14 protein-coding genes are annotated in these 14,126 nt (G+C 72.6%); 4 read left to right on the top strand and 10 right to left on the bottom strand.

What is annotated here, in order from left to right; all coding sequences use genetic code 11:
• Nucleotides 1–28 precede the first annotated feature (28 nt).
• The gene (locus ACFWYW_RS47430; protein WP_379614048.1) at nucleotides 29–1,540 is read right to left on the bottom strand and encodes an MFS transporter; all 1,512 of its coding nucleotides are present in this window, start codon (nucleotides 1,538–1,540) and stop codon (nucleotides 29–31) included.
• Between the two features lie 59 nt (nucleotides 1,541–1,599).
• On the opposite strand from ACFWYW_RS47430, the gene ACFWYW_RS47425 reads away from it, so the two are divergent.
• On the top strand, nucleotides 1,600–3,675 hold the full coding sequence (locus ACFWYW_RS47425) for a BTAD domain-containing putative transcriptional regulator (RefSeq protein WP_379614046.1): 2,076 nt from the start codon (nucleotides 1,600–1,602) through the stop codon (nucleotides 3,673–3,675).
• 214 nt (nucleotides 3,676–3,889) lie between these two features.
• Here ACFWYW_RS47425 and ACFWYW_RS47420 read toward each other — a convergent pair whose 3' ends face one another.
• Nucleotides 3,890–4,774: an NAD(P)H-binding protein gene (locus tag ACFWYW_RS47420; protein WP_379614044.1), complete on the bottom strand. Its 885-nt coding sequence runs from the start codon at nucleotides 4,772–4,774 to the stop codon at nucleotides 3,890–3,892.
• A gap of 37 nt (nucleotides 4,775–4,811) precedes the next feature.
• Here ACFWYW_RS47420 and ACFWYW_RS47415 point away from each other — a divergent pair, with 37 nt between their 5' ends.
• On the top strand, nucleotides 4,812–5,297 hold the full coding sequence (locus ACFWYW_RS47415; protein ID WP_379614042.1) for a MarR family winged helix-turn-helix transcriptional regulator: 486 nt from the start codon (nucleotides 4,812–4,814) through the stop codon (nucleotides 5,295–5,297).
• A gap of 74 nt (nucleotides 5,298–5,371) precedes the next feature.
• Here the strand turns inward: ACFWYW_RS47415 and ACFWYW_RS47410 are convergent, their stop codons facing one another.
• Nucleotides 5,372–6,262 (bottom strand): LysR family transcriptional regulator, encoded by an 891-nt coding sequence (locus tag ACFWYW_RS47410; RefSeq protein ID WP_379614040.1) that lies wholly within the window; start codon nucleotides 6,260–6,262, stop codon nucleotides 5,372–5,374.
• A gap of 87 nt (nucleotides 6,263–6,349) precedes the next feature.
• Here ACFWYW_RS47410 and ACFWYW_RS47405 point away from each other — a divergent pair, with 87 nt between their 5' ends.
• Nucleotides 6,350–6,700: a DoxX family protein gene (locus ACFWYW_RS47405; RefSeq protein ID WP_379614038.1), complete on the top strand. Its 351-nt coding sequence runs from the start codon at nucleotides 6,350–6,352 to the stop codon at nucleotides 6,698–6,700.
• On the opposite strand, the gene ACFWYW_RS47400 is transcribed toward ACFWYW_RS47405, so the two are convergent.
• Genes ACFWYW_RS47400 through ACFWYW_RS47380 form a run of 5 tightly spaced genes read right to left on the bottom strand, consistent with a single transcriptional unit; the run spans nucleotide 6,697 to nucleotide 10,675 of the window.
• A complete protein-coding gene (locus tag ACFWYW_RS47400; protein WP_379614036.1) occupies nucleotides 6,697–7,299 on the bottom strand; it encodes a GNAT family N-acetyltransferase in 603 nt (200 codons plus the stop codon). The two genes, ACFWYW_RS47405 and ACFWYW_RS47400, sit on opposite strands and share 4 nt — an antisense overlap.
• A gap of 16 nt (nucleotides 7,300–7,315) precedes the next feature.
• Nucleotides 7,316–7,909: a response regulator transcription factor gene (locus ACFWYW_RS47395; RefSeq protein WP_379614034.1), complete on the bottom strand. Its 594-nt coding sequence runs from the start codon at nucleotides 7,907–7,909 to the stop codon at nucleotides 7,316–7,318.
• Nucleotides 7,906–9,069 carry a sensor histidine kinase gene (locus tag ACFWYW_RS47390; protein ID WP_379614032.1) on the bottom strand — a complete coding sequence of 388 codons (1,164 nt, stop codon included), beginning with the start codon at nucleotides 9,067–9,069 and terminating at the stop codon, nucleotides 7,906–7,908. The genes ACFWYW_RS47395 and ACFWYW_RS47390 overlap by 4 nt, the downstream gene beginning before the upstream one ends.
• Nucleotides 9,066–9,791, bottom strand: coding sequence for an ABC transporter permease (locus ACFWYW_RS47385; RefSeq protein ID WP_379614030.1), 726 nt, complete (start codon nucleotides 9,789–9,791; stop codon nucleotides 9,066–9,068). Before ACFWYW_RS47385 ends, ACFWYW_RS47390 begins: the two co-directional genes overlap by 4 nt.
• Entirely contained in the window at nucleotides 9,791–10,675 is an 885-nt protein-coding gene (locus ACFWYW_RS47380) for an ATP-binding cassette domain-containing protein (protein WP_379614028.1), read from the bottom strand. Before ACFWYW_RS47380 ends, ACFWYW_RS47385 begins: the two co-directional genes overlap by 1 nt.
• A gap of 133 nt (nucleotides 10,676–10,808) precedes the next feature.
• Between ACFWYW_RS47380 and ACFWYW_RS47375 the strand changes: the two genes are divergently transcribed.
• Nucleotides 10,809–11,630, top strand: a complete 822-nt coding sequence (locus tag ACFWYW_RS47375; protein WP_379614026.1) for an SAM-dependent methyltransferase — start codon at nucleotides 10,809–10,811, stop codon at nucleotides 11,628–11,630.
• Here the strand turns inward: ACFWYW_RS47375 and purM are convergent.
• Together purM and purF are read right to left on the bottom strand one after the other, a co-directional pair.
• Nucleotides 11,627–12,652: a phosphoribosylformylglycinamidine cyclo-ligase gene (gene purM, locus ACFWYW_RS47370; protein WP_379614024.1), complete on the bottom strand. Its 1,026-nt coding sequence runs from the start codon at nucleotides 12,650–12,652 to the stop codon at nucleotides 11,627–11,629. The genes ACFWYW_RS47375 and purM overlap by 4 nt on opposite strands.
• A complete protein-coding gene (purF, locus tag ACFWYW_RS47365) occupies nucleotides 12,649–14,085 on the bottom strand; it encodes an amidophosphoribosyltransferase (RefSeq protein ID WP_379614022.1) in 1,437 nt (478 codons plus the stop codon). Before purF ends, purM begins: the two co-directional genes overlap by 4 nt.
• Nucleotides 14,086–14,126 lie beyond the last annotated feature (41 nt).

Genomic DNA, 14,126 nt, shown 5'->3' with positions numbered 1-14,126 from the left:
GGGAGATGTGACAGGGAACGCCAGCGGGTCAGCGTTCGCGCAGGATCGTCGCGCCGTCGCCCGACTGCCCGATCGGGCGTAGGTGCCTGAGCAGGGTCAGGGAGGAGACGGCCAGGGCGAGCACGATCACCGCGCTGATGACCGAGACGACGACCAGCCCCTGGGTGAACGCGCCCTGCGCCTCCGCGATCAGGGCGGCGGCCTGCGCGGGAGCGAGGCCGGAGGCGGCGTCGAGTGCCTCGCTGAGCGAGTCGCCCGCCTGCGGTGAGGTGGCGAGGCCGCCATAGACGGCGGTGCCGACGCTGCCGAGCAGCGCGACGCCGAGCGCGATGCCCAGCTCGCCGCCGCACTCCCCGATGGCCGAGGCGGACCCGGCCCGTTCCTCCGGCGCCGAACCCACGATGAGGCCGAGACCCAGGGCGCCCACGGGAGCCATACCGAGGAAGGCGATCGTGACGCCGGTGAAGAGCATGACGAGCCCGTCGCCGGCCACCATCACGACGAAGCCGGCCGCCGACACCACGAGCCCCACCCCGACCACGAGTCCGGGCCGGAACCTTCCGGCGATCACCGGTGCCGCGAGCGAGCCGCCGACCAGGCCGAGCGCGGGCAGCGCCATCCACAGCCCGGCGCTCAGCGGCGACAGGCCCTCGACGAGCTGGAGGTGCTGGCTCACGAACAGGTACACGCCGCCCTGCGTCACCATCGCCAGCGCCAGGATCAGCAGCGCCGTCCTGAACGACCGGTTGGCGAACAGGCTCATGTCCAGCAGCGGCTCGGCCAGCGTGCGCTGCCGCCGTACGAACGCCGCGCCGCACACCAGCCCGACCAGAACGGCCACGTACGCCACCACCTGGCCGGGATCGTCGGCCAGTTCCTTCAGCCCGTAGACGAGCGGCAGGAGCGCGGCCATCGACAGGGCAACGCTGGCCAGGTCGAGCCGGGCCGAGCCGCCGCCCCCGGTCTCCGGCAGATAGGCGAGCCCGCCGAGCACGACCAACGCCATGATCGGCACGCCCATCAGGAACACCGACCCCCACCAGAAGTGCTCCAGCAGCAGCCCGCCGATCACCGGCCCGGCCGCCGCCCCGCCCATGAAGCACGCGGTGAACACGCCGATCGCGATGGCCCGCTGCCTGGCCCCCGGGAACAACCCGGCCACCAGCGCCAGCGCCGACGGCCCGATCGCCGCCCCGGCGACGCCCAGGAGCACCCGCGCGACGATCAGCATGGTCGTCGAGGTGGAGTAGGCGGCCAGCGCGGAGGCGGCGCCGAACATGATCGAGCCGATCAGCAGCAGCCTGCGCCGTCCGATCCGGTCGCCGAGCGAGCCCATGGTGATGATGAATCCGGCGATCATGAAGCCGTACACGTCGGTGATCCACAGCAGCTCGGTGGCGCTGGGATTCAGATCGGCGGCCAGATGGGGCAGAGCCAGCAGCAGAACGGTGTTGTCCACAGCGAGCAACAACGTGGCCAGGGCGAGCACGGACAGCCCCAGCCACGCCCCGGCCCCGGTACGGGGAACAGTAGTAGTCATGTGATCAGCCTCAAGGGCGGACGTTCGGGAAATGTTCGGAGGTGTTTAGGGTGAGCTTCATGCGCTTCGCCGTGTTGGGGCCGCTTGAGGTGATCGCCGACGGCCGTGCCGTGGGGGTGCCCGAGCGCAAGGTGCGGGCCCTGCTGGCCGGGCTGCTCGCCCACAACGGGCGGGTCGTTCCGGCGGTACGGCTGATCGAGAGCCTCTGGGGGCCAGAACCGCCGGGCAACCCGCTGGCCGCGCTGCGCGCCAAGGTGTCGCAGCTGCGCCGGGCGCTGGACGAGGCCGAGCCCGGGGCCAGGCTGCTCGTCGTCACCCGCGCGCCCGGCTACCTGATCGAGGCCGACACCGACGCGCACCGCTTCCAGGCGACCCTGGACCGCCTCCCGTCCACGGGCGGCCCCGGCCTCGCGTCCGGCGGGCCCGGCGAGCGGGCCGCCGTGCTCGCCGAGGCGCTGGCGTGGTGGCGCGGGCCCGCGTTCGCCGACTTCGCCGACTCGCCGCTCGTGCACAGGACCGCCCTCCGGCTGGAGGAGCAGCGCCTGGCCGCCGTCGAGGACTATGCCGACGTACGGCTCGCGCTCGGCCAGGACGCCGCGCTGGTCGGCGAGCTGAGCGAGCTCACCGCCCAGCACCCGCTGCGGGAACGTTTCCACGCGCTGCTCATGCGCGCCCTCTACCGGTCGGGACGGCAGGCCGACGCCCTGGAGGTCTACCGCGCCCTGCGTGAGCGCAAGCGCGAGGAGCTGGGCCTCGACACCGCCCCCGAACTCGCCGCCCTGCACCAGGCGATCCTCGAACAGCGCCCCGCCCTCCGCCGCCCCGCGCCCGCCCCGGCGCCCGCGCCCGCCCGCCTGCCCGAGCCGCTGACCGAACTCGTCGGCAGGGAAAAGGCGCTGGCCGACCTGCTCGGCCTGCCCGCCTCGGCCCGCCTGGTCACGCTGACCGGCAGCGGCGGGGTGGGCAAGAGCCGCCTGGCTCTGGAAGCCGCCCGCCGCCTGTCCGACGGCTTCCCCGACGGCGCCCATCTGGTGGAGCTGTCCGCCTCCTCGGAGCCGGAGGTGCCCGGGATGGTGGCCGCGGCGCTCGGGCTGCGTGACGACGGCGACCTCGCCGCCGCCCTGGGTACACGGCGGGCGCTGCTGATCCTCGACAACTGCGAGCACGTCGTCGAGCCCGTGGCCAAGCTCGCCGACCTGCTGCTGCGCGCCGCACCGGACCTGCGCGTCCTGGCCACCAGCAGGGAGCCGCTGGGCGTCGCGGGCGAGGTCGTGCGGGAGGTCGCGCCGCTGGATCCCGCCGCCGCCGCGCGCCTGTTCACCACCCGAGCCCTCCCCGGTACGCCGCTACCGCCCCGGGACGCCGAAGCCGTCGAGGTGATCTGCCGCCGGCTGGACGGCATCCCGCTGGCCCTGGAGCTGGCGGCGGCCCGGGTGCGTTCGATGGGCATCCGTGCCCTGGCCGACCGGCTGGATGACCGGTTCCGGCTGCTGTCGGCCGGACGCCGGGCCGGGCCCGCCCATCAGCGCACGCTCAAGGCGGCCATCGACTGGAGCTGGGACCTGCTCAGCGAGCCGGAGCGCGTGGTGTTGCGGCGGCTGGCCGTACAGGTGGGCGGGTGCACGCTGGAGGCGGCGGAACGGGTGTGCGCGGTGCCCATGCCGCTGCCCGGCGGCCCGCCCGGTGACGTCGAACTGGCCGCAGAGGCGCAGGCGGCCGGGCTCGGGCCCGACCACCTCGACCCGGCCGGCGTCGCCGACCTGCTGGCCCGGCTGGTGGACCGGTCGTTGGTCGTGCGCTCCGGGGGGCGGTACCGGCTGCTGGAGTCCGTGTCCGCCTATGGCATGGAACGGCTGCGCGAGTCGGGCGAGCATGACCTCGTCCTGCGGTGGTATGCCACGTACTACACGCAGCTCGCCGAGTGCGCCGAGGCGTACAGGTCGGGTCCCGCCCGGCACCGCTGGGTGAGCCGGCTGGACGTGGAGAGCGCCAACCTGCGCGGCGCACGGGAGGCGGCCGAACTGCTGGGCGACACCCGCCTGGCCACGCGGCTCACGGGCTCGCTCGGCTGGTACTGGACCCAGACAGGACGCCAGGCCACCCACCTAGCCGAACCCACCCCCGCCACCCTCTAAAGCCTCCACACCCTCCCCGGTCTCCCGGTCCCGCGGCCTCCCGGTCTCCCAGCCTTGGCCGCTCTCCCCAGCCTCCCCGGTCTCCCCAGTCTCTCCCGGCTCCGCGGCGTACCCCGGGCCTCCTGCCTTTAGGCCGCTCCAAGGCGTCCATGGCCCTCTGGGGCCGCCACAGCCTCTTGAGGCGGCGGCTATGGGCTTTTGGGTCTTGTGGCGGCTATGGGTGGAAGTCGGTGGCGTGTTCGGTGGCCCATTCGGTGAAGGTGAGTCCGGGGCGGCCGAGGATTCTCTCGACCTCGCCGGTGACCAGGTCGTGCTGGAGGTAGGAGCGGGCCTGCAGGGTCAGGAAGCCGTCGGCCAGCGCCTCGGGTATCCCGGCGCGCAGGAACCCCTGCCGCGCGGCTTCCGGCGCCACCTCCTCGAAGCGCAGCGGCCGGCCGATCGCCGCGCCGATGGTCTCGATCATCTCCTGTTGGGTGAGGGCCCGGGGGCCGGTCAGGACCGGGCGTTCGCCGGCCAGGTCGCCGGTGAGCAGGGCGTGCGCGGCCACGGCGGCGAGGTCGCGCTCGTGCAGGGGCGCCCATGCCGCCGCGGCGTACGCGCCGCGCACGGTGTCACCGGCGCGGATCTGGGTGGCCCACGAGCCGATCGTGTTGACGGCGTAGTAGCCGGAGCGCAGGGCCGTCCACTCCATGCCGGAGGCCGTGACGGCCGCCTCGGTCTCCTTGTTGTACTCGCCGCGCAGCCGGGAGGGCTGCTCGTCGAGGTCGTGGTCGACGTTCAGGGCGGACATGGTGACCACCCGCCCGACCCCGTGCTCGCGGGCCAGGCTCAGCAGTCGGTCGGCGGCGGCCGTGACGGCGCGCGGGTCGGGGTGCAGGCCGAGGGCGCGCGGGTTGAGGAACAGGCTGGAGACGCCGTCCAGGGCGCCGGCCGGGTCGCCCTCCACGACGTCGACCCCGTCGGGCAGGGCGGCGGCGCGCGCGTCGCGGGTCACCGCGCGCACCTTGGCTCCCTGGGCGAGCAGGAGGTCGATCAGCGGGCGGCCGACGATGCCGGTGGCTCCGGTTACCAGGACGGTGGCGTTCGGAAGTCGTATCATATGAAAACCGTAACATATAGTTTGAGAGTCATACGATATGAGTTTCGTAGAAGGTGATCCGCGTGAGCGGAGGCGGGTCGTCAGGGCGGTCAAGGAGTCCCTGCGCGACCTGAACATCCAGCTGGCACTGCTCAACCGCCAGATCGGTGCGCAGGTCAACCTCAAGGACGTCGACTGGAGCTGCCTCGACCTGCTCAACCGGCACGGCCCGCTCACCCCCGGCGCGCTGGCGCGCCAGGCCGGTCTGCACCCCGCCACGCTGACCGGCATCCTCGACCGGCTCCAGCGCGGCGGCTGGATCGTGCGCGAACGCGACCCCGACGGCCCCGACCGCCGCGCCATCACCGTGCGGGCCCGCCGCGAACGCAACCGGGAGGTCTACCGGCTCTTCTCCGGCATGAACGCGCAGATGGACGCGCTCTGCGAGGACTACACCGACAGCGAGCTCGCGCTCATCGCCGGGTTTCTCCAGCGCACCACCGGCGCCGGCCGCACCGCCGCCGAGCAGTTCACCGACGACTGAAAGAGCCCCACCCGCTGAAAGAGCCCTACGCGCTGTATGGGCCTGCCCACTGCATGAAGCCCGCCGCATGAGCCCTACCCGCAGGCGTCCCGGCAGCAGCGTACGAAGTCCTGGACGACGGGGTCGGTGTCGGCGGCGGGTGGCCAGGCGATGCCGACCCGGGTCGGGCTGACGCCGGTCACCGGGCGATAGGTGACCCCGGGCCGGGCGTAGTAGCGGGCCGATGAGGCGGGGGCGAGGGCGACGCCGTACCCGTTGGCGATGGCCTGGAGCCAGGCGTCGGGCTGTTCGGTGGTGGCGCCGACGCGCGGCGGGCGGCCGTCGCGCTCGTCGGCGGCCAGCCAGTAGTCGCGCCACGGGCCGGTCTCCTGCGGCGCGGCGACGAAGGCCTCGTCCCACAGGTCGGCGAAGGCGATCTCGGCGCGTACGGCGAGCGGGTGGGAGGAGGGCAGCGCGACCCAGCGCGGCTCCTCAAGCAGCACCTCGTGCCGCAGCGCTTCCTGTCCGGGGAACGGCAGGCGGAGCAGGGCCGCGTCCACCTCGCCGTCCGCCAGCCCGGCACTCGGGTCGGACCAGGCGGCCTGTCGCATCTCCACCCGCCAGCCGGGACGCAGCCGGCCGAACGCGGCGACGATGTCCGGCGTGGCCTCGTTGGCCGCGCTGGCCAGGAACCCGACCCTCAGCACGCGGGCGGCCATGCTCGCGGCGCTCTTCGTCTCGCGCAGCGCCTGGTCGCAGGCGGCCAGCATGCCGGGCGCCCGCTCGCGCAACGCCCGCCCCGCCTCGGTGAGCGCCATCCCGGCCCGCGAGCGGGTGAACAGCCGCACGCCGAGCTGCGTCTCCAGGCTCTTGATCTGCTTGGTCAGCGCGGGCTGGGACACGTAGAGCCGCTCGGCGGCCCTGGTCAGGTTGCCCTCCTCGGCGACGGCGAGGAAGGAGCGGACGAGCCGTGTGTCCACATCCATTCCATCAGGTTATCGATACAGCTATTGGACGCCTTCGGCGCGGCTCGGCAAGGGTGGAACACACATCCAGCGAAGGGGGAACATCCGGTGTTCACCGCCTATGTCGTGGTGGTCGTGGTGGCCGCCGCATGCAACTTCGCGGCGGCCGCCGTCGACTTCGCCCGCGCCAAGTGGGTCCTCGTCAACATGGACAAGTACGGCGTGCCGCGTTCGTGGATCACCTGGCTGGGCGTGGCCAAGGCGGCGGGGGCGGTCGGGCTGCTGGCCGGGCTGGCCGTACCCGCGATCGGCATCGCCGCTGCGGCAGGGCTGGTGCTCTTCTTCGCCGGCGCCGTGTTCGCCGTCGCGCGCGCCCGCGTCCTCGCGCACCTGCCCTTTCCCGGGACCTTCCTCGTGCTGGCCGCGGCCTGCCTGGCGCTGGCCTCCGCCGCCGTCTAGGGGTTGGGCAGCGAGGGGTGGGCCGGCCAGGGGTCGGGGTTGAGGATGGCCCAGCGTTCGTGGTCGCGCCAGGCGCCGTCGATGAACAGCATCCCGGGGGAGAAGCCCTCATGGCGGAAGCCGAGGCGCTGGACGAGCTTGAGCGAGGCGTGGTTGCCCGGCTGGATCTGGGCTTCCAGGCGGTGGAGCCGCAACTGCTCGAAGGAGTAGCGCAGGACGAGGGCCAGGCCCTCGCTCATGTAGCCGTGGCCGGCGGTGGGGGCGAAGGCCGCGTAGCCGAGCGAGCCGTTCTGGAAGCGGCCGCGGATGATGCTGTTGATGTTGACCATGCCGGTGATGTCGCCGCTGTCGCGCAGGCACACCAGCAGGCGGCGGGTGGTCGCGGGGTCGAAGTGGGCCAGGTAGGCCTGGTACTCCTCGGCGGTCGCGGGCAGGGACATCCAAGGGTGGTGCAGCTCCGCGCTGGCCTTGGTCAGCCTGGTGAACTCGTCCTCGTCGTGCCTGGTCAGCGGCCGCAGCGTCACCCGCCCGGCCCCCGGCGGCAGGCTCGCCAGGAACGTCTCCACCTCTGCCGCGATCTGCACGAGCCCCTCAGTCATGCGTGGCACTGTACAGCTACAACCAGCCCCGCGACTCGGCCACATGTACCGCTTCGGCACGGTTTCGGGCGCCGGTCTTGCCGATCGCCGACGACAGGTAGTTGCGTACCGTCCCCTCGGTCAGGAACAGGCGGCGGGCGATGTCGGCCACGGTCGAGCCGTCGCGGGCCGTGCGCAGCACCTCGCGTTCCCGCTGCGTGAGCGGGCTCGGCCCGACGGCGCTCGCGCTCACGGCCAGCTTGGGGTCGATCACCCGCTCACCCGCCATCACCCGCCGTACGGCTCCCGCCAGCTCCGCGGCCGGCGCGTCCTTGACCACGAACCCGGCCACCCCGGCGTCCAGAGCCCGGCTGAGGTAGCCGGGGCGCCCGAACGTGGTCACGATCACCACCCGATGGCCCGGCAGCCGCTCGGCCACCTCCAGCCCGGACATTCCGGGCATCTCTATGTCGAGCAGGATCACGTCGGGCCGGTGCTCCGCCGCCGCGGCCTCGACCAGGTCGCCCCGGCCCACCTGGGCCACCACCTCGATGTCGGCCTCCAGGCCGAGCAGCGCGGCCAGCCCGCCCCTGACGAGGTCCTGGTCGTCGGCGATGAGCACACGGATCACGCGGCCTCCAGCGGCACGCGGGCACACAGGCGATACCCGCCCTCCGGCAGGGCACCCACATCCAGCGACCCACCGGCCCCGGCCACCCGCTCGGCCAGCCCGGTCAACCCGTTACCCCGCCTGGCCGCTCCATCCAGAGGCCCGGCCGTGGCGGGAGGCCGGTCTGAAAGCGTGGCGGGAGGTGCGGTCGTGGGGCCGTTGTCGCGGACCTCCAGCTCCGCCCAGGTCGTGTCCACGCTCAACGTGATCCAGCAGTGCCGCGCGCCGCTGTGGCGCAGGACGTTGGTGGCGGCCTCGCGCACCGCCCACGCCAGCAGCGTCTCCGCGGCCCCCGGGATCGGGCCGCCGGCGGGGGAGACCACCACCTCGACCCCGGCCAGCTCCAACTCCCGCGCCGCCTTCTCCAGCTCTTCCGACAGCGCCGGGGCCCGGTATCCGGCGACGGCGTGCCGTACCTCGTCGAGGGCCTGGCGGGCGGCGGCCTCCACGTCGCCCATCTCCCGCGCGGCGCGGTCGGGGTCGGTGCGGGCCAGCCGGGCGGCGAGCTGGCTTCTGATGGTGATCGAGGTCAGGGTGTGGCCGAGGGTGTCGTGCAGGTCCCTGGAGAAGCGCAGCCGCTCGTTGTCCACGGCGAGCTGGGCCACCTGGGCGCGCGCGGCGGCCAGCCGGACGAGCAGGTGGCCCATCTGCTTCATGCCGTGTACGGCACCGGCCTGGGCCAGGATGACGAGCACCAGCCACCACACCGTCAGCCCGTGCGCGAGCAGGAAGCCCATGGTCACGGCGATGGTCAGCAGCACCCCGGCGACGAACCCGGCGCCGCCGGTCGTCGCGGCCAGTCCGGTGATGACGTAGATGAACGCGACGAACGCCCAGGGCGGCCCGAGCACGGGAAGGAGCGCGAGCGCGGCCGCGGCCAGCCCGGCCATGGGCCACCGCCGGGGCGCGCCGCTGTGCTCGCCGAGCATCCGCCACATGATCGTCATCCAGCAGCCCGACAGCACCGCGAGCCCGCCGAACGCCCACAGGACGCGCGGCAGGGCCGGACCGGTGGACAAGAACGTCCACAGCGGCCAGAGCGTCACCAGCAGCCAGGCCACCGAGCCCGCCCTGACCTGGCTACGGCCGTTGCCGAACTCGCCGCGCGCCGCCACCTTCACAAGGCCCGACGGTAACGCCAGGCGGCCAGCCCGGAAAACAGCAGCGTCCACCCGGCCAGCACGACCAGCGACCTGACCGTCGGCCAGTCGCCGGCCAGAGCCCGCCAGCCGAGAGATCCGGCCTGGTAGGCGGGGCTGTACTCGGCCAGCGTCCGCATGAACTCCGGCATGAGCTGAACCGGCAGCCACAACCCGCCCAGGACGGACAGCCCGAAGAAGACGCCGATCATGGCCAGGTTCGCCGCCTGCCCGTTCATCGTGTAGCCGAAGGCGACGCCCAGAGCGGCGAACGGCACCACGCCCACCCAGATCAGCACCACGAGCGCGGGCCAGGTGCCGGGCGGCAGCCGTACACCGGAGATGAGGGCGCCCCCGGCGAGCACGGCGAAGATGCTCGGCAGGACCCCGGTCGCGCCCGCGATCAGCTTGGCCGAGATGTAGCCGTGGGCGGGCAGCGGCGTGACGGCGAGCTGCCGCAGCCAGCCCTTCGAGCGTTCCATGGCGATCGCGCCGCCGATGAACAGCGCGCCGCCCATCGCGCCGTATACGGCCATCGAGACCATCGTGTACGCGGCGAAGTCGACCTGCTGCGGCCCCGCGGGGACGACCCGCAGCACCTTCGTCCACACCAGGTAGAGCACGAGGGGGAAGACGGTCAGCATGATGAGGCTGGTGGTGTTGCGCACGGACCGCAGCAGTTCGAGCTTGACGTAGGAGCCCATCAGCTGCCTCCCGTCAGGCTCACGAAGGCGCTTTCGAGGTCGGTCCCGGCCGTGCGGACGTCTCTGGCGTCGGTGAATGTCGCGAACAGCGCGCGCAGCGTCGCGTCGGAGTCATTGGTCCGCAGTACGGCGGCGCCGCCCTCCACCCGCACCTGACGCACCCCGGGCAACGCCTGGAGCGCCCCCACCTCGGCGGCGTCCAGCGTGACGTGCACCTCGCTGCCGCCGACCAGCTCCTTGATCTTCTCGACCGGTCCGTCGGCCACGACCTTGCCCTTGGCCAGCAGGATCACCCGGTCGGCGTAGTCGTCGGCCTCGGTGAGGTAGTGGGTGGCGAAGACCGCGGTGCGGCCCTGGGCGGTGCGCGCCCGTACCTCCTGCCACAGGGCGCGGCGGCCGTCCACGTCGAGTCCGACGGTGGGCTCGTCCAGCACGAGCAGGCGCGGGTCGCCGATCAGGGCGAGGGCGATGCGCACCCGCTGCCGCTGTCCGCCGGAGAGCCTGCCGATCCGCTGGGCCGCGAAGCCGTCCGCGCGGGCGGCGCGCAGGGCCTGCTCCACCGGCATCGGCTTCTGGTACATGCCGGCGGTCGCCGTGACCAGCTCGGCCACCCGGACGTCCTCCAGCAGGCCGGACTCCTGCAGCAGGACGCCGACCAGGCCCTTGCGCAGGGCCGCGACCGGCGGATGGCCGAGTACGGCGGCGGCACCGGAGGTGGGCGGGAGCAGGCCGAGGGCGATGGAGAGCAGGGTGCTCTTGCCCGCGCCGTTCGGGCCGAGCACCGCGATCGTCTGGCCCTGCTCGGCGGTCAGATCGACGCCGTCGAGGGCTCTGGTCTGGCCGTAGCGTTTGCTGACGGCCGTGAGTTCCAGGGCGTTTGCCATGGAAAAAGGCTGCTCGACGGGCGATGCCCCCGGGTAGTGCCGTATGTCAGTGTTCCGGCGGCGCCGAGTCCATAGGCGGAATATCCGGGATGATCCCACGATCATGGGACCTGCGCGGCATACGATGGTTCCTGTGACCGAGCTCGAACGTGTTCCGCCCGGCGTCGACCCCACCGTCCCCAGCTCCGCCCGTGTCTACGACTACCTGCTCGGCGGCAAGGACAACCTCGCGGTGGATCGAGCGGTCGCCGACAAGTTACTGGCGCTCGCGCCGGACACGAAACTCGTCGCCCGCGCCTCCCGGAACTTCCTCACCCGCGCCGTGCACCACATGGCCCAGCAGGGCATCCGGCAGTTCATCGACCTCGGCACCGGCATCCCCACCTCGCCCAGCGTGCACGAGGTGGCCAGGCGGACCAACCCCGCCTGCCGGGTCGTCTACGTCGACTACGACCCCGTCGTACGGCTGCACGCCGAGGTGCTGCTGGCCAGCGCGCCCGGCGTGGCCGGCATCCTGGCCGACGCCAGGGACCCCGACGCCATCTTCACCGACCCGCACGTCCGCGGCCTCATCGACTTCGAGCAGCCGGTCGGGGTGCTGATGGTCGGGCTGCTCCACTTCGTCCTGGACGGCGAGGACCCCCACGGCATCGTCAAGCGCTTCCGCGAGCGGATGGCGCCGGGCAGCCATCTCGTGCTCACCCACGCCATGGACGAGAGCCACCCCGAGGCGAAACGGCAGCTGAGCGTCGCCACCGCCGGCTCGCCGATCCAGTCGGTGTTCCGCACCCGCGAGCAGGTGCTCGGCTTCTTCGACGGGTTCGAGCTGATCGGGCCGGGACTGGTGCCCGTGCAGGACTGGCGGATGCCGGAGGACGAGGTGCCGGCCGTACCGCTGCTGGACGGCCCACCCCACGTGCTCATCGACGCGGGAGTGGGCCGGCTGGCGGGTTAGGAGTAGCGGGCGGCGCCGGTGCCGGGGACGATCTCGCCCAGCACCCACGCGGGCAGCCCGCGCGACTCCAGCAGGCGCAGGGCCGCGTCGGCCGCCTCGGGGGCGACGATCGCGGCCATGCCCACACCCAGGTTGAACGTGCGGTCCATCGCCTGCTGCTCGATCGAGCCGTGCCCGGCCAGGACCTGGAAGACGGCGGGCACCGTCCACGACTCCCGCGACAGCACCGCGTCAAGCCCTGGCGGCAGGGAACGCGCGATGTTGCCCTCGACGCCGCCACCCGTGATGTGGGAGTAGGCGTGCACCTCGACCGAGCGGGCCAGCTCCAGACAGTCGAGGGAGTAGATACGGGTGGGCTCCAGCAGTTCCTCGCCCAGCGGGCGGGCGAGCTCGGGCAGCTCGTCGTCCAGCGACAGCCCGGCGTTCTTCACCACGTGCCGCACGAGCGAGTAGCCGTTGGAGTGGATGCCCGACGAGGCCAGGCCCAGCACCACGTCGCCCGCGCGCACCCGGTCGGGACCGAGCATGTCCGCAGCCTCGACCACGCCCGTGCCGGCGCCGGCCAGGTCGTACTCGTCGGCGCCCATGGCGCCGGGGTGCTCGGCGGTCTCGCCGCCGACCAGCGCCGCCCCGGCCAGGCGGCAGCCCTCGGCCACGCCGCCGACGATCTCGGCGACACGCTCGGGCACCACCTTGCCGCAGGCGATGTAGTCGGTCATGAACAGCGGCTCGGCGCCGCAGACCACCAGGTCGTCGAGGACCATGCCGACCAGGTCGATGCCGATGGTGTCGTGCTTGCCGTACTGCTGCGCGATCATGACCTTGGTGCCCACGCCGTCGGTCGACGTGGCCAGCAGCGGCCGCTTGTAACGCAGCAGGAACGAGGCGTCGAACAACCCGGCGAAGCCGCTGGCGTCGTCGACCACCTCGGGCCGGCGCGAGCGCGCGACCTTGGCCTTCATCAGCTCGACGGCGCGCTCGCCCGCCGCGATGTCGACCCCGGCGGCCTCGTAGGTGGTCACTTGGTGCTCTCCAACACGTACTTCCCGACGTTGTCCTGGTCGATCGGGATCGGGTAGCTGCCGTCGAAGCAGGCGCGGCAGAGGCGGTCGGCGGGGATGGTCGTGGCCTCGGTCAGGCCTTCCAGGGAGATGTAGCCGAGCGAGTCGGCGCCCAGGGAGGCCCTGATCTCCTCCACCGACAGCGAGCCGGCGATCAGCTCGGCGCGGGTGGCGAAGTCGATGCCGTAGAAGCACGGCCAGGAGACCGGCGGGGAGGAGATGCGCACGTGCACCTCGCGCGCGCCCGCCTCGCGCAGCATCTTGACGATCGCGCGCTGGGTGTTGCCGCGCACGATCGAGTCGTCGACGACGACCAGCCGCTTGCCCTCCACGACCTCGCGCAGCGGGTTGAGCTTGAGCCGGATGCCGAGCTGGCGGATGGTCTGCGACGGCTCGATGAACGTGCGGCCGACGTAGGAGTTCTTGACCAGGCCCTGGCCGTAGGGGATGCCGGACTCCTCGGCGTAGCCGACGGCGGCGGGGGTGCCCGACTCGGGTGTCGGGATGACCAGGTCGGCCTCGACCGGGTGCTCGCGGGCCAGCACCCTGCCGACCTCGACGCGGGTGACCTGCACGCCGCGCCCGGCGATCGTGGTGTCGGGGCGGGCCAGGTAGACGTACTCGAACAGGCAGCCCTTCGGCTCGGCGACCGCGAACCTGCGCGAGCGCACGCCGCGCTCGTCGATGGTCAGCAGCTCGCCCGGCTCGACCTCGCGCACGAACGTGGCGCCGACGATGTCGAGCGCGGCCGTCTCCGAGGCGACGACCCAGCCCCGCTCCAGGCGGCCCAGGACCAGCGGGCGGATGCCCTGCGGGTCGCGGGCCGCGTAGAGGGTCTTCTCGTTCATGAACACCAGCGAGTAGGCGCCGAGCACCTGCGGGAGCAGTTCCGCGGCGGCGTCCTCGATGGAGCGGCTGCGGTCCTGCGCGAGCAGGGTGGTGAGCACCTCGGTGTCGGTGGTGGCCCTGGTGGTGCCCGGCTCAAGGCGCTGGGCCAGGACCGGGGTGTTGATCAGGTTGCCGTTGTGGGCGAGCGCGAGCCCGCCCTGGTCGGTGGAGCTCAGCGTGGGCTGAGCGTTCTCCCAGACGCTGGAACCGGTGGTGGAGTAGCGGCAGTGGCCGATGGCCAGGTGACCGCGCAGGGTTCCGAGCACCGACTCGTCGAAGACCTGGGCGACGAGCCCCATGTCCTTGTAGACGAGGATCCTGCTGCCCTCGCTGACCGCGATGCCCGCGGACTCCTGGCCGCGGTGCTGCAACGCGTACAGCCCGTAGTAGGTGAGTTTGGATACTTCCTCGCCTGGGGCCCACACGCCGAAGACACCGCAGGCATCCTTGGGAGCACGGTCTTGGGGGTCCAGGTCATGGCCGAGCCGGCCGTCGCCCTTCAGCACGTACCTCAGTTTAGGTCGGCCACTTCCGTGCTCGCACACCC

Source organism: Nonomuraea sp. NPDC059023 (assembly GCF_042740095.1).
GTDB lineage: Bacteria > Actinomycetota > Actinomycetes > Streptosporangiales > Streptosporangiaceae > Nonomuraea.
Note: the sequence above shows the minus strand (reverse complement) of the source record. Positions and strands in the feature narration are given on the sequence as shown.